Raw genomic sequence first — 26209 nt, forward strand, 5'->3', positions numbered from 1 at the left:
GCAGGCTCCGCCGACCCGGACGGGCGGCGCGACTGGCGGGACTGGCAGCCCGGCCAGGCCGCGGGACCGCGGGACCGGTCGCCGGACGGCCTGGTCAGGCGGCGGGAGGGGCCTGCCGACCGCCACGTTCAGCAACCACAAGAAGGAGGAGCGACAGGAGCGGAAGGGAAACCCGGACTCAGCCGCGCACACCCCGGATCGCCATGGACACCGCCGCGTCCGCGACCGACGCGGGATTCTCCGCCGCGCCCAGTTCGATCCGCCGGACCGCCGCGTCCACCACGCCCTGAAGCAGCATCGCCGCGAGCCGGGGCTGCTCATGGCCCAGCTCGCCGAGCGCCTCGACGATCATCGCGATCAGCCCGCCGTGCGCGGCACGGATCTTCTCCCGCGCACCCGCGTCCAGCTCACTCGCGGAGATCGCGACGACAGCCCGGTGCCGCCGGTCCCCCACGAGGGCCAGCTGCCGGCGCACATACGCCTCGACCTTGCCCTCCGCCGAGTCCGCGCGCTGCATCGCGGTCTCGACCTCCGCCGCCCACACGGGGAAGTCCACCGCGCAGAGCTCCTCGACGACCGCTGCTCGCGAACGGAAGTACTCGTACACGGAGGACCGGGCGAGGCCCGTGCGCTCGGCGAGAGCGGGGAAGGTCAGCGCCTCCGTCCCGCCCTCGGACAACAGGGAGCGCGCGGCATCCAGCAGGGCGTCGCGCTGCATCGTCCGGTGCTCGGCCACGGAGGCCGCTCGAATCCTTGGCACGCGCCCACTCTACGGATGTCCCGCCGGAGGCAGGCAGGAATCCGCGTCAACGTCCCACGTCTGCGAGCTTCGCCCGCAGCTGGAGGACCGATTTCGTGTGGATCTGGCTGACCCTGCTTTCGGTCACTCCGAGGACGTTGCCGATCTCGGCGAGGGTCAGGCCCTCGTAGTAGTAGAGGGTGACGACGGTCTTCTCACGGTCGGGGAGGGTGTTGATGGCCCGGGCGAGCAGCCGGCGCAGTTCACGGTCCTCGGCCACCGCGACCGGGTTGTCCGCGGCCGTGTCCTCCAGGGTGTCCATCAGGCTGAGCCGGTCGCCACCCTCGCCCCCGGCATGCAGCAGCTCCTCCAGGGCGACCACATTCGCGAGCGACAACTGGCTGAAAACAGCGTGCAGTTCCTCCACAGCGATGCCCATCTCGGAAGCGACCTCACTCTCGGACGGGGTACGTCTCAGCTGCGCTTCGAGGGTGGCGTAGGCGCGCTCGACGGCACGGGCCTTCTGGCGTACCGAGCGCGGAATCCAGTCCAGGGCCCGCAGTTCGTCGATCATCGCGCCACGGATGCGGGTGATCGCGTACGTCTCGAACTTGATGGACCGCTCGATGTCGAACTTCTCGATGGCGTCGATGAGCCCGAAGACCCCGGAGGAGACGAAGTCCGCCTGCTCGACGTTGGACGGGAGCCCGACGCTCACCCGGCCCGCGACGTACTTCACCAGCGGTGAGTAGTGCAGGATCAACTGCTCCCGCAGTCGCTCGTCCCCTGTGTCCTTGTACGACCGCCACAGCTCCTCGAGGGAGGAGGGAGCGGGGGGCCGCACGGTGCCACGGGCAGCGGGGGGCACTGCCGCGCGGTCAGACCCGGAGGTGTGCTGGGGCATGCGTTGCCTTGAGCCGTTCTGCTGTGGGGGGAGGGGAGCGAAGGGGGACGAGCGTCTGGGCGGAAATGGTGAGCGTAGCGTGACTGCGCGGTCGCGGTGGGCGAAGGCAGGGGGATGGAACCTGTGCGGGGTATCAGCCATCGGCCACACCTTCGAACCGGCGCGAGCACGGCACGCGCCGGTCCTTCCGGTGTCACCAACAGGCCTGCGGAGGTCATCGCCCACACCTTTTCACCCGAATGCCCCAGGTCAAGGACCGCCTCGCCGCGCGTTCGACCGCCCGACGGCGGTGCGTGTCAACTGCCAACCATCTCCGTGCCGTTCGACGAAACCAAGGGCCTGCAGTTCGTACAGCCTGCCGAGCGCCTCGTCCGGGGTGACGCCGGCGTCACGGGCGATTCGGACGCCGTCAACCGCGCCAGTCGCCGGCAGAGCATCAAGGACCCGCGCACTCAGGGGATCGAGCACGTCACGCGGCAGCACCGGGCCGCGCCGCTCCGGCGCCAGCTCTCCGATCTCTCCGACCAGCTCCGCCACTTCGTCGGCGTCGGTGACCAGCACTGCCTCGCCACGCAGCAGTTCGTGCACGCCGCCCGAAAGGCCGCTGGTCGCAGGTCCCGGCACACCCATGGTGTGCCGGCCCAGTCTCTGGGCGCTGCGCGCCGTGGCCAGCGACCCGCTGCGGTACTCGGCCTCGACGACGACCGTGCCCCGGGTCAGGGCGGCGATCACCCGGTTCCGCAGGATGAACCTGCTGGGCGTCGGATGGTCGCTCGGCGGCAACTCCCCCACGACCAGGCCCTGTTCGGCAATCCGTCCGAGCAATTCGGTGTGGCCTCGCGGGTAGGCGACGTTCACGCCGCAGGCCAGCACGGCGACGGTGGCACCGCCTGCCGCCAGGGCGCCGCGATGCGCCGAGCCGTCGACCCCGAAAGCCGCGCCCGACACCACGACCCAGCCCCGCTCGGCCAGCCCCGAGCCGAGGCCGGCGGCCATGTGCGCCCCGTACGGCGTGCAGGCCCGGGCGCCCACGACCGCGACCGACCGCAGGGCCCATTTCCGCAGGTCGGGCCGCCCCCTGATCCACAGCCCCACGGGTCTGGCATCGCCGAGGTCGTCCAGCTGAGTCGGCCATTCCCCCTCGCCCGGGCAGATGAACCGGCCGCCGAAGGAGGCCACCGCCTCCAGATCGCGCAGCGGGTCGGCCGCCGCCGCCCGTATGCGGTAGCTCGCCACTCGGCGCGGTGACGCGCCGGGCAGTGGTACGTCGTCGGGCCCAGGTGTGGTGAGACGGGCCAGGAGTTCGAGGGGGCCCATCTCGGCCAGCCACCGTCCGCCGTGCTCGTCCCCGGGCTCGAACACCCGGGTGAGGGCGGCCCGTGCGATGCGCTCGTCGTCCCCCACCGACGAGCCGCCGCCCGGCATCACAGCCCACCTCCACCCGTCGGCATCGGCGCACCGCGCGAGATTCCGGTGCGCAGTTCCAGGGCCAGATCGACGTCCTGGGGCTGAGGCCTGTCGTGCCCGGCGAGGTCGGCGATCGTCCAGGCCACCCGCAGTACTCGGTCCAGCCCGCGGGCCGTGAGCAGTCCGCGCTCCATGTCGCGCTCGGCCGCGTACAGGGCGCCGGGTGCGACGACCCAGCGGGTCCGCAGTTCGTGCCCCGGCACCTCGCTGTTGACGGTCCAGGGGGTGTCCCGCAGCCGGGCTGCGGCACGCTGTCTCGCCGCGAGCACCCGACCCGCGACCACCGCGGTCGGCTCGCCCCGTCTGCCCGCACCGAGCAGATCGCTGCGGTTGACCGGTTCGACCTCGACCCGCAGATCGACCCGGTCGAGCAGTGGTCCGGACAGTCGTGCCTGATAGCGGCGGACGGCCGACGGCGGGCACTCGCAGCCCGTGCCCTGCAAGGTGTGCCGTCCGCACGGGCACGGATTGGCCGCGAGGACCATCAGAAAGCGCGCCGGCAGCCGGACCACGCCCGCGGTGCGCGCCACCACGACATGGCCCGCCTCCAGCGGCTGACGCAGGGCGTCCAGCGCCTTGCCGGAGAACTCCGGGGTCTCGTCGAGGAACAGCACGCCCCGGTGCGCCAGCGAGACAGCCCCGGGTCTCGGCAGCCCGTTCCCGCCGCCGACGAGCGACTGCATGGTCGCCGAGTGGTGGGGTGCGCAGTAGGGCGGTGTGCGCACCAGCGGTTCGCCGGGCGGCAGGATGCCGGCCACCGAGTGCACCGCCGTGACTTCGAGGGACTCCTGCCGCGTCAGCGGCGGCAGCACGCCGGGGAGCCGCTCCGCCAGCATCGTCTTCCCCGCCCCCGGCGGGCCGTGCAGCATCAGATGGTGGCCGCCCGCCGCGGCGACCTCCAACGCCGTCCGCGCGGCCCACTGGCCCGCGACATCGGCGAGATCGGGACCGTCCACCGTCTCCGGAGCGAGACCGGTACCGATGCCCGCTCCGGGCATCATCAGCCCGGCCAGCATCGGATCCGGTCTACCCTCGGGCACCGGTTCCTCCTGCGGGACCGGCTCGTCGTTCAGCACGGCGATCAGCTGGCGCAGGCTTCTGACCCCGAGGACCGAGACGCCGGGGACGAGCCGGGCCTCCCCCGCGGTCTGCTCCGGAACGACCACCTGCCGGTATCCCGCTTCGGCGGCGGCGAGGACGGCGGGGAGCACACCACGCACCGGGCGCACCCGGCCGTCCAGCCCCAGCTCCCCGATCAACACCAGATCCGCGATGACCTTGGGGTCGACCCGCTCCGACGCACCGAGGACGGCCATCGCCACGGCGAGATCGAAACCGCTGCCGCCCTTGGGCACGGACGCCGGGCTGAGCCCCACCGTGAGCTTCTTCTGCGGCCACTCGCCGCCCGAGTTCACCACCGCGGCCCTGACCCGGTCCCGGCTCTCCACCAGGCTCTTGTCCGGCAGTCCGACCAGGGTGAACGCCGCGACGCCCGGCTCCAGGTCCGCCTGGACCTCCACCACCACGCCTTCGACGCCGACCAGCGCCACCGAACACGCTCGCGCGAACCCCATCAGGCCACCCCCCGCGCATGCTCGATGACGGGCGCACCGCGCCGGGGCAGCATCACGCCGACGAGGTCGATGCGCACGCCGCCCAGCGGTGGGCCGCCGTGCCGCTCCAGCCAGCATTCGGCGAGCCGTCTGAGGCGGTCCGCCTTCGTGGGCGTGACCGCGGCCATCGGATGCTCGAAGGGACCCGCTCGGCGGGTCTTGACCTCACAGACGACCAGAAGGTCGCCGTCCCGGGCGACGATGTCGATCTCGCCCGTCCGCCCGCACCGCCAGTTCCTCGCGAGAAGCGTCATGCCGGCCTCGGTCAGCAGCCGCGCCGCCAACTTCTCGCCGTACCGTCCCAGTGCCCCCGTAGCGTTCATCTCGGCACCACCTCCGGCACCGACTGTGACGCTTCAGGTCCTCACGTGTGGATCTTGGTGGACAACTCGCCTCTTGTGGAAAACTCAGCCACTCGGAAGTTCGAGATCACTCTTGTTGAGCTCCTCGATATTCACGTCCTTGAACGTGAGTACCCGTACCTGCTTGACGAATCTGGCCGGTCGGTACATGTCCCAGACCCAGGCGTCGGCCATCGAGACCTCGAAGAAGACCTCGCCCTGCACCGAGTGGACCTGCATTTCGTAGTCGTTGGTGAGATAGAACCGACGCTCGGTCTCGATCACGTACTTGAACAGCCCGACGACGTCTCGGTACTCCCGGTAGAGCTTCAGCTCCATCTCGGTCTCGTACTTCTCGAGGTCCTCGGCGCTCATGGCATGTTCCCCTTCAGCCGTGCGTCCCCCTATTGTGCGACAGCCCTGGGACCCCTAGACCACTTCTGGGGCCAGGACCACCGGTGTACTCGGAGGACCCTCGTCGAGCAGCGTGCGCAGCAGCTCGGCGAGCCTGGTCGGATACACCGTCTCACGCGCCGCCGACAGTTCGGCGGAGGTCCACCACCTCAGGCCCCTGACACTGCGCCGCTCCAGCTCCGTGAGACCGCGCGGATCGGTCACCGTCTGCGCCGTACGCGCCAGGAAGTACCATTCGTCCTGGTCCCAGCGGCGGCCGGCGAAGGGGAACGAGCAGGTCCGGCGCCACAGGACCGGGCCGAGTTCGACCTCGGTGATCCCGGTCTCCTCCACCAGCTCCCGCAGGGCCGCCTCCTCGCGGGTCTCGTCGCCCTCCAGCCCGCCCCCGGGCGTGAACCACCAGGTGTCGGCCGGATCGTCGGGCTCGAAGCCGTGCATCAGCAGAATCCGGTCCTCGGGGTCCAGCAGCACGACCCGTGAGACCCTTCGCAGCTCATGTTCGGAGCCGGGCATGGTCTCGCCGCCGCCGCTACCCGAAAAGGCCGCGCCACTCCCGAGAGCCCCGCCGCTTCCGGAGCCCTCCGGGGCCGGTCCCGCGGCCGGCCCCGGGACCCGTCCGACATCGTCACCCAACACCGGCCGTCGCCTTCCTGTCCCGGCTCCCGGACGCCCCGCGCTTCCTGGACAGCCGCTTGGCCAGCGGCCCGTACGCCGCCCCCCCGAAGATCAGCACCGCACCCGTCACGATCACCCCGACGATCAGCTGCACCGGCCCGATGCGGGAGACCCCTCCCGGCAGCGCCTCGAACCCCTCGGGCCGCTCCAGCAGCCCGCCGTCCAGGGGCCAGGCCACGGCGTCCAGCCGGGCCTCCACCGCCGAACGGGGCACCGCCCCCTGCCCGGGGTCCTGGAGGTGCACACGGGAGTCCAGCGACCCCATGCGCTCGTCCCCGAGCATGAACAGCTGGCCCTGCGGCACCGTGGCGCTGAAGGTCTTCCCCGAAGCGGGGCCCTTCTTCTGCAGATACGGTTCGTCAATCGCCGTGCCGTTGACGGTCAGCTTTCCGCCGTCGCCACAGCACGCGACCTTGTCGCCGCCGACGCCGACGACCCGCTTGACCATCGGCATGTCTCCCCACTGGGAGTCGCGGAACACGACAATGTCCCCGCGCCGTACCTCGTCGCCGTCTATCCGCTCCGCCAGCACCCGCTCCCCGACCCGCACGGTCGGCGTCATGGAGTCGGTGGGCACGGTGTACGGCTGATAGACCACGGCACCCCAGATGAACCCTCCGAGGAAGAGCACACAGCCGACGGCCACGGCCACGCCCGACAGAGCACTGCCGAGCCGGCCGTGGCCGTCATCCGTACGTCCTGTTCCCATCCCAGCGCTCCCCACCTCGGAGACTCGCCCCCGGGACGCGCTGCCCGGGGATCGTGCGATCTGGGACGGCACCCTACCCGTCGGTCAGCCTCCGCCGGCGCCACAGCACGATCGGCAGGGCACCCGCCGCGCCCATCGCCAGCGGCGCACTCGACGAGACGGCCGCCGCGGCGGTGTTCATGCCGGGCTGGTCGAAGGTGGACGGCACCGGCAGTGTCGCCCAGCGGTTGAGCGGCCACGCGACCACGACAGCGCGTCCGACGACCTTGTCGACCGGGACGAACCCGCCGTTCACGTCCTCCATGTGGTACCGGGAGTCCCGGGAGTTCTGGCGGTGGTCGCCCATCACCCAGATCCGGTCCTTCGGCACCTTGAACGGCCCGAACGGCTGGTCGTCGCAGGGGGTGTCCCCGGGGAAGATGTACGGCTCGTCGAGCGCCTTCCCGTTGACCTTGACCGGGCCGCCCTTCTTGCACTCCACCGTGTCGCCGGCGACCGCGATCGTCCGCTTGATCAGGTCCTTCTCCTCGGACGAGGGCATCAGGCCGATGAAGCTGAGGAACTTCTGCGCGATGTTCGGGGCCGGGGTGGGCTCGCCGTCGAGCCAGCCGCCCGGGTCGTGGAAGACCACGACCTCGCCGCGCTCCGGTTCCGAGCCGAACCACGGCGTGAGCTTGTCCACGAGCACCCGGTCGCCGCGCTGCAGGGTGTCCTGCATCGAGTCCGACGGGATCGAGAAGGCCTGCACGAGGAACGTCTTGATGAGCAGCGCGAGAAGCAGCGCGATACCGATCAGGAGCGGCAGTTCCTTCCAGAAGGATCGCTGCTTCTTCTGTCCCGTACCACTGCCCTCCGCCGATCCGCCGTCCGCGCCGTGGTCGTCACCGCGCGGCGGATCGTCCGCCGTCCCGCCCGTCATCTCCGCGGGTGGCTCGGCGTGCCCGCCCGGCCTGTCCTCCGGCTGTTCGTGTCCGGATCGTGCGCCGACCGCCACATCCCCCACATCCACTCCTGTCTCCGTGCGTACCGCCTGCCCCGAAGGAGAAGCAGGCCCACCACTCCCATAACGAGCGGGAGTTCCGCAGGGCTCGGGAGCAGGATCAATCCGTTCTGATCCTGAGGGGACACACTATTCGACGCTCCGAGTGCCCCGGTCGAACCGGCACGCGCGTTCGGGACCGATGCGTATGTCTCCGGCTCCTCCAGTTTGCGCCAGTGGTCGATGGGCCAGGCGATCACGACCGCGCGCCCGACGACCTCGTCCTCGGAGACCGTGCCCCGGTCCTTCTCGTCGAGGTGGAAGCGCGAGTCGGCCGAGTTGGCGCGATGGTCACCCATCACGAAGATCCGCCCCTTGGGTACGTCGACCTCGAACTTCAGCGTCGAAGGAACGTTTCCGGGGTTCAGATAGGGCTCGACGAGCGGGGTCCCGTTGACCGTGACGCGACCGTCCTTGTCACAGCACTTGACGGTGTCCCCGCCGACCGCGACCACCCGCTTGATCAGGTCCTGCTCGTCGTCGGACGGCAGCAGCCCGATGAAGGTCAGACCCTGTTTGACCTGCTTGACGACGATCGGATCCTGCGCCGTCGACGGGTTCTGCTCGTCCTGGAGCCAGCCGCCCGGGTCCTTGAAGACGACGACGTCACCGCGCTCGGGCCGGGAGCCGAACCACGGCGTGAGCTTGTCCACCAGCACACGGTCCTGGATGCGGATCGTCTGCTCCATCGAGCCCGACGGGATCACGAACGCCTGCACCAGGAACGTCTTCAGCACCAGCGCGATCATCAGCGCCACGGTGATCAGGAGGGGTATCTCCTTGACGGCGGAACGACGCCGCTTGCGTTTCACCTTCTGCGCGAGCCGTCGCCGCTCGGCCCGGCCAGGCAGAGACCTCGCACCGTTGGTCGGCCGGGTCCCGGTCGGAAGCCGGGTGTCGGATCGGTGGCTGGCGCGACGCCCACGGTTACCCATGGGCGCCGTCCGGCATTCGTCCCGCCTCCGGTACGCGGGAGAAGGTGTCCGGACGCTCCAGGGAGGTCCAGCGGCCGAGGGGCCAGCCGATCCAGTCCGCCCGCCCGATGACCTTGTCGACGGGCACCATGCCGCCGCCGGGCTCACCGAGATGGTCCCGGGAGTCGCGCGAACTGCTCCGGTGGTCCCCCATGACCCACAGGGTGTCCTCGGGAACGACGATGTCGAAGGGCACCTCGGACGGAACGTCGCCGGGATGGAGATACCTCTCGTCCAGCGGTACGCCGTTCACCTCGACCCTGCCCCCCTTGTCGCAACAGACCACACGGTCGCCGCCCACACCCACCACGCGCTTCACGAAGTCGGTTTCGGCCGGCTCGGCGAGACCCAGTGCCGCGAGCGCATCCCGTGCCGCCGAGCTGACCGGATTCTCCGCCAGGCCTTCCCGGACGAAGGAGCCCGTGCCGTCGAAGACGACCATGTCCCCGCGCTGCGGCTCCGAGCCGGAACGGTACGCCAGCTTGTTCACCAGCACCCGGTCCCCGACCTGAAGGGCCGGCTCCATGGAACTGCTGGGGATCTGGAAGGGCTGCACCACGAAACGGCTGACCATCAGGACCGCGAACGCGCAGGCCACACCCAGAAGCGCGGCTCTCCTCCACGAGATCCCGGAGAGCCGGGAGGAACGCACGGAGCGCGACCCCTCTCCCTCTACCCCGGCTTCGGGGGTGGAAGAGCGGTCGCGCTCTGTGTTCTCCGCTTCGGTGTCCATCGAGGGCGAAGCCTATCCGGCCCTTCTGCGGACACGGGCGTCGTGTGAGCCGAAGCTCAGTCGCACGACGCTCAGTTGTCGCGCTTCTCCTTGATCTTCGCGGCCTTGCCGCGCAGCTCACGGAGGTAGTACAGCTTCGCGCGACGGACGTCACCGCGGGTGACGAGCTCGATCTTCTCGAAGATCGGGCTGTGCACCGGGAAGGTGCGCTCGACGCCAACGGAGAAGGAGACCTTGCGGACCGTGAAGGTCTCGCTGACGCCCGAACCCTGACGGCGGATGACAACGCCCTTGAACTGCTGGATACGCGAGCGGTTGCCCTCGATGACGCGCACGTGGACGTTCACGGTGTCACCGGGACGGAAGGCGGGAACATCGCTGCGCAGCGAAGACGCGTTGACGTTGTCGAGCAGGTGGGCCATGGTGAGCTGCTTCCTCGCCGATGCCACAGGTCATCGACGGAACGGTCGAGAGTGAGATTGAGGTTGCTGTCCTCGTCGAGCGGGCGTCGTTCCCCCTGTGGCAGGGGCGCCGGCCGGACGCACAGCAGCGGCCTATTGTTCCACGGCCGGGGGCCTGCGCCAAAATCGGCCGCCGGGCTCCGGGGCCCAGCCCAGGATGGACAGCGTCTCCCGGTCCTTCTTGTCGAAGGCGGCCGGGTCGCAACGCTCGATCAGGTCCGGCCTGTTGAGCGCCGTACGCCGGAACGCCTCGTCCCTGCGCCAGCGCGCGATCTTCCCGTGATGCCCGCTGACCAGCACGTCCGGAATGGCGCGGCCACGCCACTCGGGCGGTTTGGTGTAGACGGGCCCTTCGAGGAGGTTCGCCATGGCGCCGGGTGCGAAGGAGTCGTCGCGGTGCGACTCCGCGTTACCGAGGACACCGGGCAGCAGCCTCGCCACCGCCTCGGTGATCACCAGGACGGCCGCCTCGCCGCCGGCCAGGACGTAGTCGCCGATGGAGACCTCGTGGACCGGCATCCGGGTCGCGTACTCGTCGACCACCCGGCGGTCGATGCCCTCGTAGCGGGCGGGCGTGAAGATCAGCCAGGGGTTCCCGGAGAGCTCCACGGCGAGTTCCTGGGTGAAGGGACGGCCGCTGGGGGTGGGCACGACCAGCACGGGGCTGTGGGCGCCCGCCTCGTAGCCGCTCGCCAGCACATCGTCCAGGGCGTCGCCCCACGGCTCGGTCTTCATGACCATGCCGGGGCCGCCGCCGTAAGGGGTGTCGTCGACGGTGTTGTGCCGGTCGTACGTCCACTCCCGCAGATCGTGCACGTGGACGTCGAGCCGTCCGCGGGCGCGTGCCTTGCCGACGAGCGAGACGTTCAGCGGTTCCAGATACTCGGGGAAGATCGTGACGACGTCGAGCCGCATCAGTTCTCGTCCCCGGCATCGCGCGCCGACGCGATCTCGGCCTCGCTGGCGTCGATCAGCCCGGGCGGCGGGTCGATGACGGCCCGCTGCTCCTCCAGGTCGATGCCGGTGACGATCTCCTCGACGAACGGGATCATCACCTCACTGCCGTCCGGCCGTTCGACGATGAACAGGTCCTGCGACGGCAGATGGCTGATCTCGGTGATCCGGCCGATCTCGGTGCCGTCGGCGAGGACGACGTCGAGGTCCATCAGCTGGTGGTCGTAGTACTCGTCGGGGTCCTCGGGCAGCTGCTCGGGGTCCACGTCGGCGATCAGCAAGGTGTTGCGCAGGGCCTCGGCGGCGGTGCGGTCGCGTACGCCCTCGAAGCGCAGCAGCAGCCGGCCGCTGTGCACCCGGCCGGTCTCGATCGTCAGCGGCCCGACCGTGGACGGCTCGGTGGCGAGGACGGCACCCGGCCCGAGCCGCAGCTCCGGCTCGTCGGTGCGCACCTCGACGGTGACCTCGCCCCTGATGCCGTGGGCACGGCCGATCCGGGCGACTACCAACTGCACGTTGCACTCTCTCTTTCGTACGACCCGTACGACGACGGGCCGGGGACGGCTCGAAAGCCCTCCCCGGCCCGTGCCGGTGTTCTTCTGGTCAGCTGACCTGGTCCACGTCGACGAGGTCGACGCGGATGCCACGGCCGCCGATGGCGCCCACGACGGTCCGCAGAGCGCGCGCGGTGCGGCCGTTGCGGCCGATCACCTTACCGAGGTCGTCGGGATGGACCCGGACCTCGAGCACACGTCCACGGCGCAGGTTGCGCGAGGCGACCTGCACATCGTCCGGGTTGTCGACGATGCCCTTCACGAGGTGCTCGAGAGCCTCCTCGAGCATGCTCAGGCCTCGGTCGACTCAGCGGCGGACGCCGACGAATCAGCCTCAGCCGCCTCGTCCGCCTTCTTGTCGGACTTCTTCGCCTTCGGGGTGATGGCCTCACCCTTGGACTCGCCGCCCTCGATGCTCTTGGCGAACTCGTCGAACGCGGCGCGCTTGTCGGCCTTCGGCTCAGCGACCTTCAGCGGCGCCGGGGCCGGCAGGCCCTTGTGCTTCTGCCAGTCACCGGTGAGCTTCAGGATCGCCATGACCGGCTCGGTCGGCTGGGCGCCGACGGACAGCCAGTACTGCGCGCGCTCGGAGTCGACCTCGATGCGCGAGGGGTTCTGCACCGGGTGGTACAGACCGATCTCCTCGATGGCCCGGCCGTCACGGCGGGTACGGGAGTCGGCGACGACAATGCGGTAGTGAGGCGAACGGATCTTGCCCAGACGCTTCAGCTTGATCTTGACTGCCACGGAAGTGGTGTCTCCTGGTCTTGACGTGGTTGGGCACAACGAGATGCCACGTGGGGTTGCGGTACTCGGGGTGCCCGATGGACGCGTCAGCCGGAGGAGAGAGGGGTCCTGTGCGACTGTCGAGTACAGCTAGCCATTGTGCCACACGCCGACGGCTCGCTTCCCCCCGGACCTGCACCGCCCCCGTCGGCGGCCGGTGCCGGGGGTCAGCTCGCCGCGGCGACCACTTCGGGGATACGGAAAGGCTTACCGCAGCCACCGCAGACGATCGGGGCCTGGGCCAGGACGGACGGCACCACCCGGACGTTGCGACCGCAGTCGCAGACGGCCTTCACCCGCACACCGCCGCCCGAGGAGCCGTGCCGGGCGGCAGGTCCGCGGAAGGAGCGCTTGGTGTCGGAGGCTGTGGCGACCGTGTGCGCCTTGAGGGCACGCTGCAGTCTCTCCATCGTGGGACGGTAGCGGCGCTTCGCCTCGGGGCTGAGCGCAACCAGGGAGAACCCGCTGCTGGGGTGCGGCTCCTCCACATGGTCGAGACCCATCTCCTCGGCGATCGCCAGGAATCGACGGTTGTGGTAGCGGCCGGCGCGTGAGGTGTCGCGGACACCTCGCGCGGCGGCGATGCCGTGGACCGCTTCGTGAAGCAGTCGCTCGAAGGAGAGCTCGGCGCCGCAGGCGGACGAGGACTCTCCGATCAGGGACTCGGGCGCGGCAAGATCCGGCAGTTCGGGGTGGTGCCGCTGAATGTCGGCCCACGCCTGTGCCAGCTCTGCGGCGAGAACAGGTGGTGTCGTGCTCACGTCGTGATAACGAGCCGGACGTCTCGCGGGTTCCATTACGGGGCATCCCAAATAATTTGCACGTACCCGTCAGTTGCCATTGATGCGTCCTGACGAGGGCGGGTGCGCTGATCTGCGGAGAAGCCTCGCAGCTCGCAACAAGGTGGTATGTAGCGGCTCGTACGCCCCGCGCGTGACGAGGGCTGCGCGCCGGGGGCCGCGGCCCGGAGCCGGGCCGGTGGCACGGGTTGCGTGGCACGGGTTGCGTGGCACGGGTCGTGCTGCTGCGCTGCCTCAGTAGGCCCGCGCGACGATCGCGACATTACCCGGCGCGTCATCCGCGTCGGGCACCGACCCGTCCTCGGCGACCAGACAGCGCACCGACACCGACTGCTCGGCGAGCTTCGCCTCACCCTCCTGGCCCAGCGTCGCCCAAGGGATCCTGGCCCAGCCGCCCGCGATGGCGGCCTCGGCGGCCTGGTCGATCCCGGTCACATCCGCGGTACGGGACTCGCGCCGTTCCCGCGATTCGCGCAGCAGCCGGGCCTGGTCCTCCTCCAGCAACGCGGGCAGCAGTCCGGCCAGGTCGTCGATGCGCACCGGCTCCTTGCCTCCCGGAATCCGGCGGGCGAGCATCGCGGTGCCGGCCTCCAGGTCCCGCGGGCCGATCTCGACGCGTACCGGGACGCCCTTGAGTTCCCAGTCGACCGCGCGGCGGCCGAACGGCGTGTCCGTACGGTCGTCGACGTGGACACGCAGACCGGCGGCCTTGAGCCGGTCGCCGATCTCGCGCACCTTGGTGACGGCCTCGTCGCCCTTGATGGCCATGACGACGACCTGGACGGCTGCGAGGCGCGGCGGGACGCGCAGTCCGTTGTCGTCGCCGTGGGACATGATCAGTCCGCCGACCATCCGGGTGGAGCTGCCCCAGGAGGTCTGCCAGACGAGCTCCTGCTTGCCGTCCTTGGACAGGTACTGGGTGTTGAAGGCTTTGGCGAAGTTGGTGCCGAGCTCGTGGCTCGTGCCCATCTGCAGCGCCTTGCCGTCGCCCATCATCCCTTCCAGCGTCAGGGTGTTGACGGCTCCGGCGAAGCGCTCGCGCGCGGTCTTGCGGCCGAGGACGACGTCGATGCCGAGGACGTCGACCATGAAGGCCGCGTACACGTTCCTGTGGATGTGCGCGGCGTAGTCCCGGGCCTCCTCGTAGGTGGCGTGGGCGGTGTGGCCCTCCTGCCAGAGGAATTCCGTCGTCCGCAGGAAGACGCGCGGGCGCATCTCCCAACGGACCACGTTGGCCCACTGGTTGATCAGGAGCGGCAGATCCCGGTAGCTCTGCACCCATTTCGAGAAGTAGTCGTTGATGATCGTCTCGGAGGTGGGGCGGACGACGACGGGCTCCTCGAGCTCCTTGCCGCCACCGTGCGTGACCACGGCGAGCTCGGGCGCGAAGCCCTCGACGTGCTCAGCCTCGCGAGTCAGGTAAGACTGGGGGATGAAGAGCGGGAAGTAGGCGTTCTGGGCACCCGCGTCCTTGATGCGGGCATCCATCTCCTGCTGCATCCGCTCCCACAGGCCGTAGCCGTACGGCCGGATGACCATGGTGCCGCGCACCGGGCCGTTGTCCGCCAACTCGGCCTTGTTGATCAGGTCCTGGTACCAGCGAGGGAAGTCTTCAGCCTGGGGCGTGAGAACGGGTGCCTTTGCCATGGCGCGCATCGTACGGCGACACGGGTCCGCCCCGTGAATCGACCGGAGCCGGGGCGCACATGCGTACGGGAAGCCCCGGGAACCCAAGCATTCCCCCCACGCCCCCTGGACGCGGGGACGCATGGGGAGTTCTCTGGCATACGGGGGATCGCACGGAAACACGGGGGCAGTCCAGTACTCGGCCACACACGGCGGATTGGGGCGCTTTCCATGACACCAACGCTCGTCCGACACCGACCCCGTAGGGCGTCATTGACGCCCGCCGAGGCGTGCGCACGGGCCCGGGACTGGGCCGAAATCCAGGAACGGATGCTGGTGCCGCTGTACGAAGCGGTGTACTCACGGCTGGAGGTCGGTTCACGGACCCGGCTGCTCGGCCTCGGCTGCGGCTCCGGTCTCGCCCTGCTGATCGCCGCCTCGCGCGGAGCGAGCGTGACGGGCGTCGACACGGACCGTGAGCGGCTCGCACTGGCGAAGGAACGGATGGCTCCGGAGGACGGCCCGCGCGCGGGCGCGCAGGACGTCGACCTGGTGGACGGCGAGGTGCGGGACGCGGCCGGCGCGGCGGGGTCCCCGTACAACATGATCACGGCGTTCCAGCCCATCGGCTGCGCCGCCGGTGACACCGAGGGGCTCGGACCGGCGCTGGAAGAGGCCGTGGAGCTCGGCGAGCGCGGCAGCGCGGTGGTGCTCACCGGCTGGGGGCCTCCGGAGCGCTGCGCCACGGCGGGCGTGCTGCGGGTGGCCGAGCGGATGCGCGGCAGCGGCTGGCGTCCCGCGCGGCGGGACGACCTGGAGGACGTGGCCTCCAAGGCGGGCCTGAAACCGGACGGCTCGGGCCGGGTGGCGTGCCCCTTCGGGTACGCGGACCTGGACAGTGCGGTGCGGGGACTGCTGTCGACGGGGCTCTACTCGGCGGCGGTGCGCGCCACGGACCTGGCGCAGGTCCGCAAGGAGATGGCGGAGGCGCTGCATCCGTACGTCCGCGGCGACGGGACGGTGTGGATGCCGAACGTCTTCCGCTACCTGATAGCCCGGACCCCCTGAGACTCGGCAGTCCCCTCCGGCGGGAGGGGACTGCCGTCGCGCCGACGAGGGCCGCGAGCGGGCCGGCGCGGTGCGGCGCGAGAAACGCGAAAGGGGCCCACGGCCTGCCCGGCCGTGGGCCCCTGGCGTCATGCGGGTGAGCCGTCAGCCCATGAACTTCTTGAACTCGTCCGGCAGTTCGAAGTCCTGGTCCTGGCCGCCGGGGAGGCCGAAGGCACCACCCTGCGCGGCCTGCTCGCGGCGGGCCGCGGCGGCCTGCTCCTCCGCCTTGCGCTTCATCGGGTTGCCGCTCTTGCGCTTGCCCTTGGCCTGCTTGATCTGCTTCTTCTGACGGCCGGGACCACCACCCATGCCGGGCATCCCGGGCATACCCGGCATCCCTCCGCCCTGGGCCATGCGCGACATCATCTTGCGGGCCTCGAAGAACCGCTCCACCAGGTTCTTCACGGCACTGACCTCGACACCGGAGCCCCTGGCGACACGGGCACGGCGCGAGCCGTTGATGATCGTCGGGTCCTGGCGCTCGGCTGGGGTCATCGACTTGATGATCGCGGCGGTGCGGTCCACCTCGCGCTCGTCGATGTTGTTGATCTGGTCCTTCATCTGCCCCATGCCGGGCAGCATCCCGAGCAGCTTGGAGATGGAGCCCATCTTGCGGACCTGCTCCATCTGGGCAAGGAAGTCGTCGAGCGTGAAGTCCTTGCCCTTGCTGCTCGCCAGCTTGGAGGCCATTGCGGCGGCCTCTTCCTGGCTGAAGGTCTGCTCGGCCTTCTCGATCAGGCTGAGCACATCGCCCATGCCGAGGATGCGGGACGCCATGCGGTCCGGGTGGAACGCGTCGAACTCGTCCAGCTTCTCGCCGTTGGAGGCGAACATGATCTGGCGGCCGGTGACATGCGCGATGGAGAGCGCCGCACCACCGCGGGCGTCACCGTCGAGCTTGGAGAGCACCACGCCGTCGAAGCCCACGCCGTCGCGGAAGGCCTCGGCGGTGTTGACCGCGTCCTGACCGATCATGGCGTCGACGACGAAGAGGACCTCGTCGGGGCTGACGGCGTCGCGGATGTCCGCGGCCTGCTGCATCAGCTCCTGGTCGATGCCCAGACGGCCGGCGGTGTCGACGACGACCACGTCGTACTGCTTGGCCTTGGCGTGCTCGATGGAGTCCTTGGCGACCTTGACCGGGTCGCCGACGCCGTTGCCCGGCTCGGGCGCGTAGACCGCGACGCCCGCGCGCTCGGCGACCACCGCGAGCTGGTTCACGGCGTTGGGCCGCTGGAGGTCACAGGCGACGAGCAGCGGGGAGTGGCCCTGCCCCTTGAGCCAGAGGCCGAGCTTTCCGGCGAGAGTGGTCTTACCGGCACCCTGGAGACCCGCGAGCATGATCACGGTCGGCGGCTGCTTGGCGAAGCGGAGCCGGCGGGTCTCGCCGCCGAGGATGCCGACGAGCTCCTCGTTGACGATCTTGATGACCTGCTGGCTGGGGTTCAGCGCCTTCGAGACCTCGGCGCCCAGGGCCCGCTGCTTGACGTTCGCGATGAACGCACGGACCACGGGAAGGGCGACGTCCGCTTCGAGCAGCGCGATACGGATCTCGCGTGCTGCGGAGTCGATGTCCGCCTCGGACAGGCGGCCCCGACCGCGGAGAGTCTTGAACGTCGCACTGAGACGATCGGAAAGGGTATCGAACACGGTGGTCGCAGATCCTCGGGTCGGGGGCTGAGTCAGTCGCCCCCCAGGGTATCCGGCCGCACAAATTGCGTGACCCGGCCCGTCAGGAGCTTTCCGGACACCGTTCAGCGCAGCGCCTGCTCCACCTCTCGCGCCACTTCGGCCGCGCGGGCGCCGGACAGCATCGACCCGTCCGCGGCCGTGACGTAGACCGTGTCGACCGCGTTGGCGCCGAGGGTCGACACATGGGCGCTGCGCACCCGTACGCCGGCCGTTTCCAGCGCGTGACCGATGCGGTGCAACAGTCCGGGGGCGTCCTGGGCGCGGACCTCGATCACGGTGGCGTGCCGGGACGCCGCGGAGGCGACGGTGACCCGGGGCGGCGGGGCCTGCACCCCGCGGCGCCGCGGATAGGCGGCCTCGCGTTCGGCGAGCCGGGACGCGATGTCGAGCGAGCCGTCCAGGGCACGGACGAGGTCGGCCCGCAGCCGGGCCGCCTGCGGGAGCGAACCGAATGCGGCGGCGACCCGCCAGTTCAGGACGAGGACGGACCCCGGCCCCACCTCGCTCGGCAGTTCGACGGCGCTCAGATCCGCGGCACGGACGGTGAGCCGGTGCAGGGCGAGGACTCCGGCCGCGGCGGGCAGCACACGCGGCTGGTCCGGCAGGGCGATCAGCAGCTCCGCACCGACCGGCTCGGGCTCACCCTCCTCCTCGCCCTCGCCGTCGCCCTCGCCCTCGCCCTTGGGGTGGTCGGCCTGTGCGTGCAGCGAGAGCACCGGGCCGCCGGTGCGCAGTGCCTCGACGGCGAGCCGCTCCTGCTCCGCGCTGGGCGCGGTGGGCTCCGGCTCCTCGGGCTCCCCCGCGAGGACACCGGAGACCCGCTTGACCAGGTCGGTCACGAGCGAACCGCGCCAGGCCGACCAGGCGGCCGGTCCGGTGGCCAGCGCGTCCGCCTCGGTCAGGGCGTGCAGCAGCTCCAGCGTCCCTTGCGACTTCACGACGGCCGCGACGGAGGCCACGGTCGCCGGGTCGTCCAGATCGCGCCGGGTGGCGGTCTCGATGAGCAGCAGATGGTGCCGGACGAGGGTGGCGATGACGGCGACGTCTGAGCGGTCGAAGCCGATGCGGGTGGCGACGTCCTTGGCGATGGTCTCGCCCGCCACCGAGTGGTCGCCGGGCCAGCCCTTACCGATGTCGTGCAGCAGGGCGGCGACCAGCAGCAGGTCGGGGCGGTGGACGCGGCGGGTGAGCGCGGAGGCCTTGACGGCGGCCTCGACGAGGTGCCGGTCCACGGTCCAGGTGTGCACGGCGTTGCGCTGCGGCCGGCAGCGCACCCGCTCCCAGTCCGGCAGCAGCCGGGTGATCAGTCCTTCGGCCTCCAGGGCCTCCCAGACGGTGACGGTGGACTCACCGGCGCCGAGCAGGGTGACGAGCTCCTCACGGGCCTCGGCCGGCCACGGCACGGGCAGCGGGCGGGTGGCGGCCGCGAGCCGCCGTACGGCGTGCAGGGAGAGCGGCAGCCCGTTCTGGGCGGCGGCCGCGGCGGCCCGCAGCGGCAGCACGGGGTCGCGTTCGGGCTTCACGGTGCGCGCGAGCACCACCTCGCCGTCGAACTCGACGACGCCATCGGCCAGCGGGGTGCGCTCCGGCTCCGGCCGGCGGCCCGCGCCGAGCATGGCCCTCAGCCGCGGACGTACGGACCGCGCCTTGAGGACGCGGTTCACCTCCCGCCAGGTGACATCGGTGGCGTACGAGACGGTCCGGGCCGCCTCGTACACCTGGCGCAGCAGGGCGTCGGCGTCCAGCAGGCCGAGCTCGGCGGCGACCTGGTCCTGCTCCTGCAGGGCGAGGCGGTCGGTGGCCCGTCCGGTGACCAGGTGCAGGGCGTCCCGGGCGTCGAGCAGGGTGCGGCGCGCATCGGCGAGGCCCTCGCGCGGTGCGTCGGCGAGCCAGGACGCGGCGACGGCCCGCAGTGCGGTGGCGTCCCGCAGCCCGCCGCGCGCCTCCTTGAGGTCGGGCTCCAGCAGGAACTGCAACTCGCCCTGTCGCTCGGCCCGTTCCCGGCACAGCGCGTCCAGCTCGGGCAGCCGCTTGGTGGCCTGATTGCGCCAGTCGGCGAGCACGGTGGTGCGCAGCGCGGAGACCAGCCCCAGATCACCGGCGACCGGGCGGGCGTCCAGCAGCCCGAGCTGGACCTTCAGGTCCTCGCCCGCCGCCTTGCGGGCCTCGGCCGGGGTGCGTACGGAGTGGTCGAGAGCGAGCCCGAGATCCCACACCGGATACCAGATGCGGTCCGCGAGCGTGGCGATCGCGCCGGAGCCCGCCGAGCCGTCGTGGAGCAGCAGCAGGTCGAGGTCGCTGCGCGGGGAGAGTTCACCCCGCCCGTAGCCGCCGACGGCCACGAGCGCCGCGCCGCGCACTCCGGCTTCCTGACAGGCGGTGGAGAAGAGCGCGGCCAGCCACCGGTCCGTGAGGCCGGCGAGGGCCGCACGGCGCGGCGGCCCGGGCCGCTCCTTCTCGGTGAGAAGGCGCAGCCGGGCCGCCGCGTAGCCGCTGGGTCCCGAGTCTTCCGCGTCGGTCGTCACTTCGAGGCTCGTCACCCGGCAGCTCCCTTTCGTCCTACAGCGCGTCCGGGCCGCGTTCGCCCGTACGCACCCGTACCGCCGTCTCGACGGGAACGCTCCACACCTTGCCGTCACCGATCTTGCCCGTACGGGCGGCCTTGACCACCACATCGATGAGCTGTTCGGACTCATCGTCCTCGACCAGCACCTCGATGCGGATCTTCGGTACGAGGTCGACCGTGTACTCCGCACCCCGGTAGACCTCGGTGTGGCCGCGCTGGCGGCCGTATCCGCTGGCCTCGGTGACCGTGAGCCCCTGGACGCCGAAGGCCTGGAGGGCCTCCTTGATCTCGTCCAGCCGGTGAGGCTTCACGACTGCGGTGATGAGCTTCATGCGTCCACCTTCTTGTTCGGCGCTGCGGAAACGGCGTCACTCGGCGCGGGGGCTGCCTTGCGGGATCCGGCACCGCCGCCCGCTCCGCTGAAGTCGTACGCGGTCTCCGCGTGCTCTTCCTGGTCGATGCCGGAGACCTCGACGTCCTCGTCGACCCGCATGCCCATCGTCTTGTCGATGATGAAGGCGAGGAGTGCCGAGGCCACCAGAGAGTAGGCCAGGACCGCGAAGACTCCGGTGGCCTGCTTGCCGAGCTGGTCGAGTCCGCCGCCGTAGAACAGGCCCTTCGCGTCCGACTGCACTCCGCCGGTGGCGAGGAAGCCGACCAGCAGGGATCCGACGACACCGCCGACGAGGTGGACGCCGACGACGTCGAGGGAGTCGTCGTAGCCGAACCGGAACTTCAGGCCCACGGCCATGGCACACAGCACACCGGCGACGGCACCCACCGCGATGGCGCCGAGCGGACTCACGGCGCCGCCGGAGGGTGTGATGGCGACGAGACCGGCGACCGCGCCGGAGGCGGCACCGAGGGTGGTGAACGCGCCGTGGCGGATCTTCTCGTATGCCAGCCAGGCGAGCATGGCGGCGGCCGTGGCGACCTGGGTGTTGACGAACATCACAGCGCCCACGCCGTCGTCGTTGCCGAGCCACGATCCGGCGTTGAAGCCGAACCAGCCGAACCACAGGAGGCCGGCACCCAGCATCACCAACGGAAGGCTGTGCGGCCGCATCGGGTCCTTCTTGAAGCCGACGCGCTTGCCGATGACGAGAATCACGCCGAGGGCCGCGGCACCCGCGTTGATGTGGACGGCGGTGCCGCCGGCGAAGTCGATGACACCCATCTCGAAGAGCCAGCCGCCCGCGCCCCAGACCCAGTGGGCGACCGGGAAGTAGACCACGGTGACCCACAGGGTGATGAACAGCGCCCAGGCGGTGAACTTCACCCGGTCCGCGAGCGCACCGCTGATCAGGGCGGGGGTGATGATGGCGAACATCAGCTGGAAGACGGCGAAGACGTACACCGGGATGGTGTAGCCGTCCCACAGCTGCGTGAGGCCGAGGCCGCTCAGCCCCACGTAGTCGGACGACCAGCCGATGAGGGAGCCGGAGTCGGTGCCGAACGCGAGGCTGAACCCGTACAGGACCCAGAGGATGGTGACGATCCCCAGGCTGATGAAGCTCATCATCAGCATGTTCAGGGTGGACTTGACGCGGACCATGCCTCCGTAGAAGAAGGCCAGGCCCGGCGTCATCAGCATCACGAGGGCGGAGCAGATGAGCATGAAGCCGGTATTGGCGGCAGACAGCGTGGGTGCGTCTGCGGCAAGCGTCGAGATGCCTGGAGGCATCGGCGTCTCCTCGTCGTCGGTGCGGCGGCGGGTGCCGGGAAACTTCCGGAGCCTGAGCGGTTCGGGCGAGCCGGTTATGCGCCATGAGGTTGGCGCAGCGCGGTTTCCGACGATGCCGCACGATGTTTCGCCGCAGTGACGAAGAGGTCCGGCGTGTTACGCAGCCATGAACTGACGGCTCACAGATGCGGCCCGGGGGTATCCTCTGCGCACGTCGCGGACCGGCCGCGGCGGTCACCCGGTTGACCTGGCACGGGGGAGCCGAGTCGGGCTGTCGGGGTGATCGCCGCGGCCGGAGTTCCGGGGGACGCGGGGTCCGGGTGTCGGGGGCGCGGCCCTCAGACGGCCTCCGCGGTCTCGGGCAGCTGCGAGGTCAGCAGGTCGGTGAGGTCGGCGACCTCGGGCACGTCGCCGAAGTCACGGGCGGCGGTGTCCACGGTCTTGCGGAGCCGGGTGTTGACCCGCTCGGAACGGACCCGCTTGGCGACGGCGAGGGCCTTGGACGCGAGGGCCGTCGACTGCTCGGGCTCCCTCTTGAGCAGATGGACGGTCGCCATGCCGATCAGATTCAGTGCGTACGACCGCTGGTGCTCGTCGTCCTTGCCGAAGAGGTCGACGGCGCGCTCCATGACCGGCTCGGCCAGGGAGGCGTAGGTGGGGCTGCGGCCTGCCACATAGGCCAGGTCGCGGTAGGAATGAGCGTTCTCGCCATTGAGCTCGGCCTCGGAGAAGAACCGGATCCAGTCGGGCTCGGGCTCGCCGTCGATGCCGGCGTCGGAGAAGGTGTCCTCGGCCATCCGGACCGCCCGCTTGCACTTGCTGGGCTGGCCCATGTTGGCGTACGCGCGGGCCTCCATCGCATACAGCATGGCCTGGGTGCGCGGGGTGGCGCAGTCGCGGCTGCCGTACTGGGCGAGATGGACGAGTTCCAGCGCGTCATCGGGCCGCCCCAGGTGGATCATCTGGCGGCTCATCGACGACAGGATGTACGAGCCGAGCGGCTTGTCGCCGGCCTCCTTGGCGGCGTGCAGTGCCAGCACGAAGTACTTCTGCGCGGTGGGCTGGAGGCCCACGTCGTAGCTCATCCAGCCGGCGAGCTCGGCGAGTTCCGCGGCGCAGACGAACAGACGCCGGGAGGTGTCCTGCGGTTGCGGTTCCTGGAGGAGGTCAGTGACCTCGTGCAGCTGGCCGACGACGGCCTTGCGGCGCAGCCCTCCGCCGCACTGGGCGTCCCACTGGCGGAACATCGCGGTGGTGGCTTCGAGCAGGTCCAGCTCGGGACCGGAGAGCCGGGAGCCCTTGCGCCCGCCGGCGGCAGGCTCGGGGGCGCCCTGCTCGGACGCGGGCGAGGGCACCAGCCAGCGCTGCATGGGCTCGACGAGGGCGGGTCCCGCGGCCAGTGCCAGCGATGTCCCGAGGAAGCCGCGCCGCGCCAGCATGAGGTCGCTGCGCGAGAACTCGCTGAGCAGAGCGACGGTCTGCGGGCCCGCCCAGGGAAGGTCCACGCCGGACACCGAGGGTGACTGGTGCGCGGAACGGAGACCGAGGTCCTCGATCGCGACGACGCTGCCGAAGCGCTCCGAGAACAGTTCCGACAGGATCCGCGGAATCGGCTCGCGCGGCTGCTCGCCGTCGAGCCAGCGCCGCACCCGCGAGGTGTCGGTGCTGATGTGATGGGCGCCCATCTGCCGCGCCCGGCGGTTGACTTGGCGTGCCAGCTCGCCCTTGGACCAACCGCTGCGCACGAACCACGAGCTCAACTGCTCGTTCGGGCGCTTGCCGGTATTCGTACCGGCGCCGCTGCCGTCCACTGGAACGCCCCCATCCACTGCTGCTGTGATCGTGCGAACCCCTACCAGAATGCCGCGAGTTGCGACTCTCCGTACGGTGGATGCACTCCTTCGAACAGGAAGCCGAGTTGCCTCCGGCATACCCGCAAGTACACACACTTCCAGGGTTCGTGCACTGAAAGTAATCCTACGATCACCCACTCAGCGAGTGGGATTGCAGAAACGCCACCATTCGCCACCCCTTCGAATGAACTCCCTTGCGGTCGGGCGCGATTCACTTGACACGGGACGATCGAGAGGGAGCGGAACGATGCGCGCAGGGGCGCGCGGTCAGGTCCGCACCACTCCTCGCACCACAGTGCGCCGCCAGAGCTTCACCCTCTGCGACGCAGTGTGACGAGGAGACTTCAGGTCGTAACCACCGGCGAGCGCAACCCGTTGGAGGGGGCATGGGCTTCACTATCGGCGGCATGCGGGACATGCGGTCCGGCTCTCGACGCCGCGGCCGCACCACGGAGTGCACCGTGGTGGCGGAGTACACCGGCTTGTGGGGCTGGACCGTCGTGCCGGGGGCGCGGGCCGCGTCCGGCGAGTGCTCGTGCGGCGTCCCGGACTGTACGTCCCCCGGGGCCCATCCCCTGGGTTACGCCCCCGAGATCCCGGCCGGCTCGACGCTGGACGATGTCACCAAGGCGTGGGCCGAGGTACCGGGCGCGGCCGTGCTGCTGCCCGTCGGGCGCACCTTCGACATCCTGGACGTCGCGGCGCCGGCCGGCCGGCGCGCGCTGGTGCGTCTGGAGCGGATGGGACTGCCGCTGGGCCCGGTCTCGGCGACTCCGGACGGGCGCTGCCAGTTCTTCGTGGCACCGGGCGCCGCCGCCGAACTTCCGCATCTGCTCTACCGGATGGGCTGGGACGACGCCGGGCTCGATCTGCACTGCCTCGGTCCTGGCAGCCACATCACCGCGCCGCCCTCCGACCACGCGGGCCTCGGACCGGTCAGCTGGCTGCGGGCGCCCTCGCTGGACACGGCCGTGGCGCCGCCGCAGGCGCGGCTGCTGCTGGGCACGCTGGCGTACATCTGCCACCGCTCCGCGGCCTGAGGCCGGCGGGGCGACCCACGCGCGCTCAGCGGCCTGAGGTCCGCCGGGCGACCGACGCAGGAGGGCGGGGCCGGAATGTCCGGCCCCGCCCTCGTGCGTCCGCACTCCGGGGCTCGCCCCGGCTCTGCCTCACTCCCCGATGAGCGCGTCGACGAACGCCTCCGGCTCGAACGGCGCCAGGTCGTCGGCGCCCTCGCCCAGACCCACCAGCTTCACCGGCACGCCCAGCTCGCGCTGGACCGCGATGACGATGCCGCCCTTGGCGGTGCCGTCGAGCTTGGTCAGCACGATGCCGGTGATGTCCACGACCTCCGCGAACACCCGCGCCTGCACCAGACCGTTCTGACCGGTCGTGGCGTCGAGGACCAGCAGGATCTCGTCCAGCGGGCCGTGCTTCTCGACAACGCGCTTGACCTTGCCGAGCTCGTCCATCAGGCCCGTCTTGGTGTGCAGCCGGCCCGCCGTGTCGATCAGCACCACATCGGCGCCCTCGGCGATGCCTTCCTTCACGGCGTCGAAGGCGATCGAGGCCGGGTCGCCGCCCTCGGGACCGCGCACGGTGCGGGCGCCGACGCGCTCGCCCCACGTCTGGAGCTGATCGGCCGCCGCCGCACGGAAGGTGTCCGCGGCGCCGAGCACGACCGAGCGGCCGTCGGCGACGAGCACCCGGGCGAGCTTGCCGGTCGTGGTGGTCTTACCGGTGCCGTTGACACCGACCACCATGACGACGCCCGGAGTGTCCAGGCCGCTCTCGGTCCTGACGGCGCGGTCGACGTCGGTGCCGATGAGCGCCAGCAGCTCCTCGCGGAGCAGGTTGCGCAGATCGTCCGGCGTACGCGTGCCAAGCACCCTGACCCGCTCGCGCAGCCGCTCGACGAGTTCCTGGGTCGGCGCGACACCGACGTCAGAGGTGAGCAGCGTGTCCTCGATCTCCTCCCATGTCTCCTCGTCGAGGTGCTCGCGGGACAGGAGCGTGAGCAGCCCCTTGCCGAGCGAGTTCTGCGAGCGGGCGAGGCGGGCGCGCAGCCGGACGAGCCGGCCGGCGGTGGGCTCCGGAATCTCGATCGCGGGGGCGGGGGGCTCGGCGACGACCGGGTCCTCGACGGCGACCGGCGTGCCGGCGGCCTCCTCGGCCGACGGAAGGTCGACCTCCTCGATGGTCCGGCGTGGCTCGTCCCGCGGGGTCTCCGCCTCGTCGCCTACATGCGGCTCGGCGGGCGGAGCGGTGATGGTCGGCGTGCTCGACGGCGCCGAGGGCGGCAGCTTCTTCTTCTTGCGGCTGCTGACCACGAGGCCGCTGATCGCGCCGAGAGCGACCAGGGCGATGACTACAACAAGGATGACGATTTCCATAACCCACCCAGTATCGGCCACGACTCTCCGGCCGCGGCTGCGTCGGACGGTCCTTCAGGGACCTCGGACTGTATTTGGACCTTTTGGGGGGTACATACGATGCTGGTGACTCCGGTTTCCGC

The 26209-nt window shown here is 70.6% G+C and carries 25 protein-coding genes and 1 pseudogene; 2 read left to right on the top strand and 24 right to left on the bottom strand.

Translation table 11 applies throughout. The annotated features are described in order from the left end of the window. Positions 1 to 178: 178 nt before the first annotated feature. The 18 genes and pseudogenes from ABTX78_RS17975 to proS form a co-directional block, all read right to left on the bottom strand. The gene (locus tag ABTX78_RS17975; RefSeq protein ID WP_352207872.1) at positions 179 to 736 is read right to left on the bottom strand and encodes a TetR/AcrR family transcriptional regulator; all 558 of its coding nucleotides are present in this window, start codon (positions 734 to 736) and stop codon (positions 179 to 181) included. A 70-nt stretch (positions 737 to 806) separates the two neighbouring features. Next, positions 807 to 1643, bottom strand: a complete 837-nt coding sequence (gene whiG / locus ABTX78_RS17980) for an RNA polymerase sigma factor WhiG (RefSeq protein ID WP_352207746.1) — start codon at positions 1641 to 1643, stop codon at positions 807 to 809. Positions 1644 to 1892: 249 nt separating this feature from the next. Continuing rightward, positions 1893 to 3068 carry a DNA-processing protein DprA gene (gene dprA / locus ABTX78_RS17985; RefSeq protein ID WP_352207747.1) on the bottom strand — a complete coding sequence of 392 codons (1176 nt, stop codon included), beginning with the start codon at positions 3066 to 3068 and terminating at the stop codon, positions 1893 to 1895. Beyond that, complete coding sequence (locus ABTX78_RS17990) at positions 3068 to 4684, bottom strand: YifB family Mg chelatase-like AAA ATPase (protein WP_352207748.1); 1617 nt, start codon at positions 4682 to 4684, stop codon at positions 3068 to 3070. Before ABTX78_RS17990 ends, dprA begins: the two co-directional genes overlap by 1 nt. Beyond that, on the bottom strand, positions 4684 to 5046 hold the full coding sequence (locus ABTX78_RS17995; RefSeq protein ID WP_352207749.1) for a YraN family protein: 363 nt from the start codon (positions 5044 to 5046) through the stop codon (positions 4684 to 4686). Before ABTX78_RS17995 ends, ABTX78_RS17990 begins: the two co-directional genes overlap by 1 nt. 84 nt (positions 5047 to 5130) lie before the next feature. Beyond that, on the bottom strand, positions 5131 to 5439 hold the full coding sequence (locus ABTX78_RS18000; protein WP_003993268.1) for a DUF2469 domain-containing protein: 309 nt from the start codon (positions 5437 to 5439) through the stop codon (positions 5131 to 5133). 54 nt (positions 5440 to 5493) lie between these two features. After that, positions 5494 to 5991: an NUDIX hydrolase gene (locus tag ABTX78_RS18005; protein WP_352207750.1), complete on the bottom strand. Its 498-nt coding sequence runs from the start codon at positions 5989 to 5991 to the stop codon at positions 5494 to 5496. 112 nt (positions 5992 to 6103) lie between these two features. After that, the gene (lepB, locus tag ABTX78_RS18010; protein ID WP_352207751.1) at positions 6104 to 6862 is read right to left on the bottom strand and encodes a signal peptidase I; all 759 of its coding nucleotides are present in this window, start codon (positions 6860 to 6862) and stop codon (positions 6104 to 6106) included. Positions 6863 to 6935: 73 nt separating this feature from the next. Then, positions 6936 to 7856, bottom strand: a complete 921-nt coding sequence (lepB, locus tag ABTX78_RS18015) for a signal peptidase I (protein WP_352207873.1) — start codon at positions 7854 to 7856, stop codon at positions 6936 to 6938. Beyond that, positions 7744 to 8836: pseudogene (gene lepB, locus ABTX78_RS18020) on the bottom strand (signal peptidase I). Before lepB (ABTX78_RS18020) ends, lepB (ABTX78_RS18015) begins: the two are co-directional and overlap by 113 nt. Further along, complete coding sequence (gene lepB, locus ABTX78_RS18025) at positions 8829 to 9608, bottom strand: signal peptidase I (RefSeq protein WP_352207752.1); 780 nt, start codon at positions 9606 to 9608, stop codon at positions 8829 to 8831. Before lepB (ABTX78_RS18025) ends, lepB (ABTX78_RS18020) begins: the two are co-directional and overlap by 8 nt. A gap of 71 nt (positions 9609 to 9679) precedes the next feature. Then, positions 9680 to 10030: a 50S ribosomal protein L19 gene (gene rplS, locus ABTX78_RS18030; protein ID WP_352207753.1), complete on the bottom strand. Its 351-nt coding sequence runs from the start codon at positions 10028 to 10030 to the stop codon at positions 9680 to 9682. Between the two features lie 132 nt (positions 10031 to 10162). Next, a complete protein-coding gene (trmD, locus tag ABTX78_RS18035) occupies positions 10163 to 10984 on the bottom strand; it encodes a tRNA (guanosine(37)-N1)-methyltransferase TrmD (protein ID WP_352207754.1) in 822 nt (273 codons plus the stop codon). Beyond that, on the bottom strand, positions 10984 to 11538 hold the full coding sequence (rimM, locus tag ABTX78_RS18040; protein WP_352207755.1) for a ribosome maturation factor RimM: 555 nt from the start codon (positions 11536 to 11538) through the stop codon (positions 10984 to 10986). Before rimM ends, trmD begins: the two co-directional genes overlap by 1 nt. An 88-nt stretch (positions 11539 to 11626) precedes the next feature. After that, positions 11627 to 11866, bottom strand: a complete 240-nt coding sequence (locus ABTX78_RS18045) for an RNA-binding protein (RefSeq protein ID WP_003958958.1) — start codon at positions 11864 to 11866, stop codon at positions 11627 to 11629. Between the two features lie 2 nt (positions 11867 to 11868). Beyond that, positions 11869 to 12324, bottom strand: a complete 456-nt coding sequence (gene rpsP / locus ABTX78_RS18050) for a 30S ribosomal protein S16 (protein WP_352207756.1) — start codon at positions 12322 to 12324, stop codon at positions 11869 to 11871. A 206-nt stretch (positions 12325 to 12530) separates the two neighbouring features. Next, complete coding sequence (locus ABTX78_RS18055) at positions 12531 to 13124, bottom strand: hypothetical protein (protein WP_313943844.1); 594 nt, start codon at positions 13122 to 13124, stop codon at positions 12531 to 12533. Between the two features lie 273 nt (positions 13125 to 13397). Beyond that, on the bottom strand, positions 13398 to 14810 hold the full coding sequence (proS, locus tag ABTX78_RS18060) for a proline--tRNA ligase (RefSeq protein ID WP_352207757.1): 1413 nt from the start codon (positions 14808 to 14810) through the stop codon (positions 13398 to 13400). 210 nt (positions 14811 to 15020) lie between these two features. Here proS and ABTX78_RS18065 point away from each other — a divergent pair, with 210 nt between their 5' ends. Beyond that, positions 15021 to 15857: a methyltransferase domain-containing protein gene (locus ABTX78_RS18065; protein WP_352207758.1), complete on the top strand. Its 837-nt coding sequence runs from the start codon at positions 15021 to 15023 to the stop codon at positions 15855 to 15857. Positions 15858 to 16001: 144 nt separating this feature from the next. Here the strand turns inward: ABTX78_RS18065 and ffh are convergent, their stop codons facing one another. From ffh to nsdA, 5 genes are all read right to left on the bottom strand, one after another. Beyond that, positions 16002 to 17549, bottom strand: a complete 1548-nt coding sequence (gene ffh / locus ABTX78_RS18070; RefSeq protein WP_352207759.1) for a signal recognition particle protein — start codon at positions 17547 to 17549, stop codon at positions 16002 to 16004. Between the two features lie 104 nt (positions 17550 to 17653). Continuing rightward, positions 17654 to 20131 carry a [protein-PII] uridylyltransferase gene (locus tag ABTX78_RS18075; protein WP_352207760.1) on the bottom strand — a complete coding sequence of 826 codons (2478 nt, stop codon included), beginning with the start codon at positions 20129 to 20131 and terminating at the stop codon, positions 17654 to 17656. A 19-nt stretch (positions 20132 to 20150) separates the two neighbouring features. Then, positions 20151 to 20489 (bottom strand): P-II family nitrogen regulator, encoded by a 339-nt coding sequence (locus ABTX78_RS18080; RefSeq protein ID WP_352207761.1) that lies wholly within the window; start codon positions 20487 to 20489, stop codon positions 20151 to 20153. Further along, positions 20486 to 21841, bottom strand: coding sequence for an ammonium transporter (locus tag ABTX78_RS18085; RefSeq protein ID WP_352207762.1), 1356 nt, complete (start codon positions 21839 to 21841; stop codon positions 20486 to 20488). Before ABTX78_RS18085 ends, ABTX78_RS18080 begins: the two co-directional genes overlap by 4 nt. Positions 21842 to 22179: 338 nt before the next feature. After that, entirely contained in the window at positions 22180 to 23652 is a 1473-nt protein-coding gene (nsdA, locus tag ABTX78_RS18090; protein ID WP_352207763.1) for a transcriptional repressor NsdA, read from the bottom strand. Between the two features lie 428 nt (positions 23653 to 24080). Here nsdA and ABTX78_RS18095 point away from each other — a divergent pair, with 428 nt between their 5' ends. Continuing rightward, entirely contained in the window at positions 24081 to 24734 is a 654-nt protein-coding gene (locus ABTX78_RS18095) for a bifunctional DNA primase/polymerase (RefSeq protein ID WP_352207764.1), read from the top strand. A 129-nt stretch (positions 24735 to 24863) separates the two neighbouring features. Here the strand turns inward: ABTX78_RS18095 and ftsY are convergent, their stop codons facing one another. Continuing rightward, positions 24864 to 26087: a signal recognition particle-docking protein FtsY gene (gene ftsY, locus ABTX78_RS18100; RefSeq protein WP_352207765.1), complete on the bottom strand. Its 1224-nt coding sequence runs from the start codon at positions 26085 to 26087 to the stop codon at positions 24864 to 24866. Positions 26088 to 26209 lie beyond the last annotated feature (122 nt).

This window comes from Streptomyces sp. NPDC096193 (genome assembly GCF_040302905.1).
Lineage (GTDB): Bacteria > Actinomycetota > Actinomycetes > Streptomycetales > Streptomycetaceae > Streptomyces.

Bases quoted from the DNA above. Each gene is read 5' to 3' on its own strand.
- whiG (WP_352207746.1), bottom strand. From the start codon at position 1,643: ATGCCCCAGCACACCTCCGGGTCTGACCGCGCGGCAGTGCCCCCCGCT.
- dprA (WP_352207747.1), bottom strand. From the start codon at position 3,068: ATGCCGGGCGGCGGCTCGTCGGTGGGGGACGACGAGCGCATCGCACGG.
- ABTX78_RS17990 (WP_352207748.1), bottom strand. From the start codon at position 4,684: ATGGGGTTCGCGCGAGCGTGTTCGGTGGCGCTGGTCGGCGTCGAAGGC.
- ABTX78_RS17995 (WP_352207749.1), bottom strand. From the start codon at position 5,046: ATGAACGCTACGGGGGCACTGGGACGGTACGGCGAGAAGTTGGCGGCG.
- ABTX78_RS18000 (WP_003993268.1), bottom strand. From the start codon at position 5,439: ATGAGCGCCGAGGACCTCGAGAAGTACGAGACCGAGATGGAGCTGAAG.
- ABTX78_RS18005 (WP_352207750.1), bottom strand. From the start codon at position 5,991: ATGCCCGGCTCCGAACATGAGCTGCGAAGGGTCTCACGGGTCGTGCTG.
- lepB (WP_352207751.1), bottom strand. From the start codon at position 6,862: ATGGGAACAGGACGTACGGATGACGGCCACGGCCGGCTCGGCAGTGCT.
- lepB (WP_352207752.1), bottom strand. From the start codon at position 9,608: ATGGACACCGAAGCGGAGAACACAGAGCGCGACCGCTCTTCCACCCCC.
- rplS (WP_352207753.1), bottom strand. From the start codon at position 10,030: ATGGCCCACCTGCTCGACAACGTCAACGCGTCTTCGCTGCGCAGCGAT.
- trmD (WP_352207754.1), bottom strand. From the start codon at position 10,984: ATGCGGCTCGACGTCGTCACGATCTTCCCCGAGTATCTGGAACCGCTG.
- ABTX78_RS18045 (WP_003958958.1), bottom strand. From the start codon at position 11,866: ATGCTCGAGGAGGCTCTCGAGCACCTCGTGAAGGGCATCGTCGACAAC.
- proS (WP_352207757.1), bottom strand. From the start codon at position 14,810: ATGGCAAAGGCACCCGTTCTCACGCCCCAGGCTGAAGACTTCCCTCGC.
- ABTX78_RS18065 (WP_352207758.1), top strand. From the start codon at position 15,021: ATGACACCAACGCTCGTCCGACACCGACCCCGTAGGGCGTCATTGACG.
- ABTX78_RS18080 (WP_352207761.1), bottom strand. From the start codon at position 20,489: ATGAAGCTCATCACCGCAGTCGTGAAGCCTCACCGGCTGGACGAGATC.
- ABTX78_RS18085 (WP_352207762.1), bottom strand. From the start codon at position 21,841: ATGCCTCCAGGCATCTCGACGCTTGCCGCAGACGCACCCACGCTGTCT.
- ABTX78_RS18095 (WP_352207764.1), top strand. From the start codon at position 24,081: ATGGGCTTCACTATCGGCGGCATGCGGGACATGCGGTCCGGCTCTCGA.
- ftsY (WP_352207765.1), bottom strand. From the start codon at position 26,087: ATGGAAATCGTCATCCTTGTTGTAGTCATCGCCCTGGTCGCTCTCGGC.